This window comes from Okeania sp. (assembly GCF_983059655.1).
Map to the genome: position 1 here is coordinate 1 of NZ_CEZPJD010000624.1, position 4,852 is coordinate 4,852.

General features: G+C 34.3%; 6 protein-coding genes and 1 pseudogene. 4 read left to right on the forward strand and 3 right to left on the reverse strand.

Annotation, left to right across the window (positions count from 1 at the left end):
- Nucleotides 1-606: 606 nt before the first annotated feature.
- From AC3DU7_RS25440 to AC3DU7_RS25455, 4 genes are all read left to right on the forward strand, one after another.
- The gene (locus AC3DU7_RS25440) at nucleotides 607-1,461 is read left to right on the forward strand and encodes a DUF6816 family protein (protein ID WP_488042072.1); all 855 of its coding nucleotides are present in this window, start codon (nucleotides 607-609) and stop codon (nucleotides 1,459-1,461) included.
- A gap of 270 nt (nucleotides 1,462-1,731) precedes the next feature.
- The gene (locus AC3DU7_RS25445; RefSeq protein ID WP_488042073.1) at nucleotides 1,732-1,968 is read left to right on the forward strand and encodes a transposase; all 237 of its coding nucleotides are present in this window, start codon (nucleotides 1,732-1,734) and stop codon (nucleotides 1,966-1,968) included.
- 66 nt (nucleotides 1,969-2,034) lie between these two features.
- Complete coding sequence (locus tag AC3DU7_RS25450; RefSeq protein ID WP_488042077.1) at nucleotides 2,035-2,571, forward strand: transposase; 537 nt, start codon at nucleotides 2,035-2,037, stop codon at nucleotides 2,569-2,571.
- 63 nt (nucleotides 2,572-2,634) lie between these two features.
- Nucleotides 2,635-2,772 carry a hypothetical protein gene (locus tag AC3DU7_RS25455; protein ID WP_488042074.1) on the forward strand — a complete coding sequence of 46 codons (138 nt, stop codon included), beginning with the start codon at nucleotides 2,635-2,637 and terminating at the stop codon, nucleotides 2,770-2,772.
- Nucleotides 2,773-2,882: 110 nt separating this feature from the next.
- On the opposite strand, the gene AC3DU7_RS25460 is transcribed toward AC3DU7_RS25455, so the two are convergent.
- The 3 genes and pseudogenes from AC3DU7_RS25460 to AC3DU7_RS25470 all read right to left on the reverse strand — a co-directional run.
- A complete protein-coding gene (locus tag AC3DU7_RS25460) occupies nucleotides 2,883-3,044 on the reverse strand; it encodes a hypothetical protein (protein ID WP_488042075.1) in 162 nt (53 codons plus the stop codon).
- 679 nt (nucleotides 3,045-3,723) lie between these two features.
- Nucleotides 3,724-3,951, reverse strand: a complete 228-nt coding sequence (locus AC3DU7_RS25465; protein ID WP_488042076.1) for a hypothetical protein — start codon at nucleotides 3,949-3,951, stop codon at nucleotides 3,724-3,726.
- A 250-nt stretch (nucleotides 3,952-4,201) separates the two neighbouring features.
- Nucleotides 4,202-4,810, reverse strand: a pseudogene (locus tag AC3DU7_RS25470) (RNA-guided endonuclease TnpB family protein); the annotation flags it as partial.
- Between the last annotated feature and the right edge of the window lie 42 nt (nucleotides 4,811-4,852).

A 4,852-nucleotide genomic window follows, 5' to 3' on the forward strand; every position in this document is an offset into this window, starting at 1 on the left:
ACCGAGTAGTCTGTTTTTAGCAGCAGAAGAAGCCTTATTTGAATCTCAAGAACAATGCGACTGTGTTACTTTAAGTTCATTTTTAAATTATCAAGATACTTGAGTATAATTATTAGGTAGTATAAGTAGGTCGGCATTGAAAATTATCGTTATAAAAAGGCAGGACGCAGAGGGCAGAAGGGAAGAGAGTTTTTGGCACATTTACTTTTCGTTACTAACTTGCTGTTTTTTTGCACCGTTCTACTTAAAAAAAAGAATATTACGAATAATAAGCGCCATAAAAAGACTTTATATAAAAATCTATTTGACGAAAAAAAATAATTTACAACATCAAAAATGGTATTAAATATATTCCCATACGACTCCTGAATTCTGACTCCTGACTCCTAAAAAATATCCTAGCTATTTGTAGCAAATATTTATCAATTTAGTATAAATGGTACACTATTGCAGGATGGCAGAAATAACTAACCATAAAAAAGGTTAAAAAGCTTTGACAATAACCTTTCTTCCCTTCTAGCTTCTGCTATCCTAGATAACTAAAGCCTCCTGCCTTCTGCCTTTTTGCACTAGAAAATTATTAAAAAAATAATCTCGACTATAATAATGCATAAATCTAGAAAAAATCATCAAAATTTCTGGCGAATAATTTGGAGCTTATGTTTAATTACAATTATTTTGCTTCGGGCTAATAATGCAATAGCAGGAACACTTACTTCCAGAATTAATGATTTTCCTAACTGGGAAAATAAACCATCAATTAACATTGCTAAAGAAGACTTAATTTATCCAGACTGGATGGCAGGAAATTGGAATGTTAAAAGCACTTTAATAGATATGGTTGCACCGTTAGCCCCAGAAATTGTTACGCCAGGTTTTGAAAATAATCGTAAATATTTGGATAAATCAGTAAATTTTAAAGTTAGATTTATTAAGTTCGAGCCAAACTTGAATATCGAAGAAATATCCCAACAAAAATTAATTAATTTGCCTATATATTGGTCTACTGAAAAATCATACTTACCTCCAGAAGCAGTTATTGCAGATCGAGAATTTAACGGATTAAATATTGGCAAAGCACTTTTGGGCGACTATGCAATTTTATCTGTAAAAATTGACCAAAATAATCCTAATCGTCAGACAACTATTTTGCGAGATAATCTGGAGTTAGTTTCAGTTATTACTGGTAGAGAAAGTGAACAATTAAACCCAGATAATTTTATTACCTGCGAAATAACTCAGCAACTATTTCAGGGTGAGACAATGATTTACTTAAATGAGGTAGAAACAACTACAGATTATCATCACATTATCGATGAAAATCAAGGAGAAATAATTGAGGCAAATCAGATAACTGCTATTTATTTATCACCTCAAGACCCTGATTATTTTGTGGCAGGTAATCATCCCGTAGCCTTGTATCGTTATCAGTTAGAATTATTCCCTTTGGTAGAAGAATAATATCGTGTTTGCTTGATGATAAAACTTTGGTGGAAGGTATGAAAAAAACTTACAGCAGTTTTCATGAACATAGAATACAGACATTTTGGCTTAAAGGCAGAGGGCAGAAGTTTTGTAGTCAACATGAGCAAAAACTGCTATAAATTTCCTCTATAGAACCCATTTGGTATCTTTTGAGGAAAAGGCATATAGTTTAAGTAGCTAGTTAAGTAGCGATATAGCTGCCGCTAGGCTCCGCCAACGCCAATTATCAGAAACAGATTTGGGTAAATGCCATATTCAAGCAGTTTAACAGACAAAGAATGGGTTCTTATTGAACCATTATTACCAAAAAAGAAGAAAACTTGTCCAAGCAAATGGACTAAAAGGCAAATACTAGATGGTGTTCTCTACCAACTTAAGAATGGTTGTAATTGGTCCGATTTACCTAATGACTTACCTCCTTATTCCACAGTGTTTTGGCATTATAAACAGTGGCGAGCAGAAGGGGTAACCCTTGAAGATTAGAGATGTTTTACATGGTCAAGTACGTCAACAAGTAAAAAAAAAGCCAAATGGACAACTTTAATAATCATTGATTCACAGGCAGTAAAAAATACTTGTAATGCTAGTGTCAAGTCCAAGGGATTCTATTTCTACAAAGCTACTAATGGAATTAAGAGACACTTAGCAGTAGATAGTCTAGGCTTTCCTTTTTTTGCTCATTGCACAAAAGCATCAGTTTCTGATGATGACGGATTAATTGAAATGTTGTCAGAGAATATTGACTACTTTAAGTCCAAACCTGTAAACGTTCCTAAAATCACTATTTTACTTGATAATGGATACCACCCCGAAAAAATCATACAGGAGTTAAAAAAAATCTATCCTGGGATTATGACCAAAATTCGGTTGAAACTATCACCAAAACCATCAAAGGCTCAGAAAAAACAGGAAGGAAAAACAGGGTTTGTTCCCATCAAAGCCAGGTGGGTCATTGAAAGAACTAATTCCTGGATGGAGAGGTGTAAAAGCTTGACCAAAAATTTTGAAAGAACCCTGGAAAATGCTACTGCTAAGATTAATCTTTGTTTTATTCGATTGATGCTTAAGAGGTTAGCGATCGTCTAATTTTTTAGAGATACCAAATGGGTTCAATATTCAATTCAATACTACGTTTTTCTATTTAATTTTTTGGCGATCGCTGATTTTCAAGAACATTTTAAAGATAGAGCGATCGCTGTTTTTATAGAAGCCATTTGGGATTTATTTCGGAAGTTACAAGTTCAATACCCATCTGGGTTTTATGATTCTGGCAGTCATTTTTCATGATTTTTCGGTCTCCTGAATCCTTGTAGTTGTTAGGCTCCTTAAAACGGTTTTCCTATATACTTTGTATTTCAATAAAAGATACCAAATGGGTTCTATATAGGGCTTGCTGATTAAATATCAAAGTCTTGACAGGTAAAGGTTTTACCCTTTTCAGGTACTAAGGTAGTGCCAACTTTTAGGTGGTAATGGTTCAAAAATCTAGGATTTTCGGCAAGATAGGGGCAGAAAATCACTTTTACGATTCTTCTGACTGCTTCTTCTATAATTCCCATTCCTCCTGACTTCTGGATTATGAATTCTGGCTCCTACCACTATCACTCATACTTTTTCAGCAAATCCTATATATTTCAGCTTGGGTTGATACAAACAATACCAGCGAATATGATATGACTGCTTTTTATAGAAGTTTGAGTTTTGTTAAACTACAGTAGAGAACTTCGATGCAAGCTTTCTATAAGAATCGTAGTTTTTAACTGTGTTCTATTTTTCTGAATACCACGATAATTTTGCGCGATCGCCTCTTTAAGTTGAGATTAAAAATTTTGATTGGCGATCGCTCTAAGAACAAAATTATAGATCGAGCATTATTTAGGCATTTATGGAATATTTTATCTTGAAGATAAATTTTGCTACCATATAAAAAATAAATCTGTCAATAGCTATAATTGCTTAAGCACAGATACCTATTCAAAATTTGTTTTTTTGAGATTTATTCATCCGTGGAGCAAGTATAAATTTTTGCATCCTATATTGACGAAAAATAGAAGGTTGTAGCTTTTTTTAGAGAAAATTTCTTATTTTTAAATACAACATTGGCACAATAAACTATGTATCTATATGATACCAAATCGCTGAAATAACGCAAGTTCGTGAAATATTTTGTAATGATTTGGGAAAAATCAGGGCTTTTTTAATTGGAATGTTTAATTGTTTAATTGGAATAAACAATTTTCATGCCTGATTTGATAAGTTAAACCTATATTTATCCTTCTTGTCTAATTTTTGCTTTGAAACGACTTTTTGATGATTAGCGATCGCTTTCCTGAGAAGAAAGTGAAAATTTTGGTAGTAGTTGTGAAAGGTTAGAGATTTTGGTTGGCGATCGCTAAATTTAGTAGGCACTGCATAAATGCGACATGATTTTAATAGTTTTGTGGAAACAGTGTCACGACACCTCATTGAAAAGCCACATAAATAATAGAGGGATTGAAATAATTAAGTTAGTAGAAACTCTCTCTAAAAAATACATTTATTTAACCACGAGGTAGGTATTTGATGAAGCAAAAGTTTCCGGTATGGCAACTAACCTTACCACTTTGCGGAGTTCTCATTTTTTCTATGGCTTTAACCACAATTCACATGATTAATGGTCGATATCTTTTCCATATTGAAGTAACTCCTCAAGGATTGACATCCTCCCGACGCTGCTCTACGAGACAGCACGGGATTCCCTCACATTACTGCTAGGGGCTTTCTGCTTCAATGCACCCGCCTTCCGGGATTTACTCCCTTCGGGTCTTACGGTCGCTCCACAGACTGACACTGCGAGTCCCGCAGCCAGAATATTTATACTTGCGTTTATGTCGCGGTCATGGTGAATACCACACTCTGGACAATCCCACTCTCTAATATTTAGAGGTAATTTCTCCACTATATGACCACAATTAGAACAACGTTTAGAACTGGGAAAGTATCTATCAATCTTGATTAATTCCCGTCCATACCATTCAGCTTTGTATTCTAATTGCCTCACTAACTCTCCCCAATTGGCATCACTAATTGCTCTAGCTAATTTATGATTCTTGACCATGTTTTTTACTGCCAAGTCCTCAACTACTATCGTTTGGTTTTCTCTAATTAGTTGAGTAGTTAGCTTGTGGGTGTTATCAAGTCTTGAGTCTTTAATTTTTGCGTGTATCCTGGCTACTTTCAGCCTGGCTTTCTGATAGTTATTGGACCCCTTAGTTTTTCTTGTCAGGGACTTTTGAGCCAACCTCAGTTTTTTATGTAATTTCTGAAGATTCTTAGGGCGTGTCATCAATTAAAAATTTGACATTGAGAGTATAGTATGATTATGGTT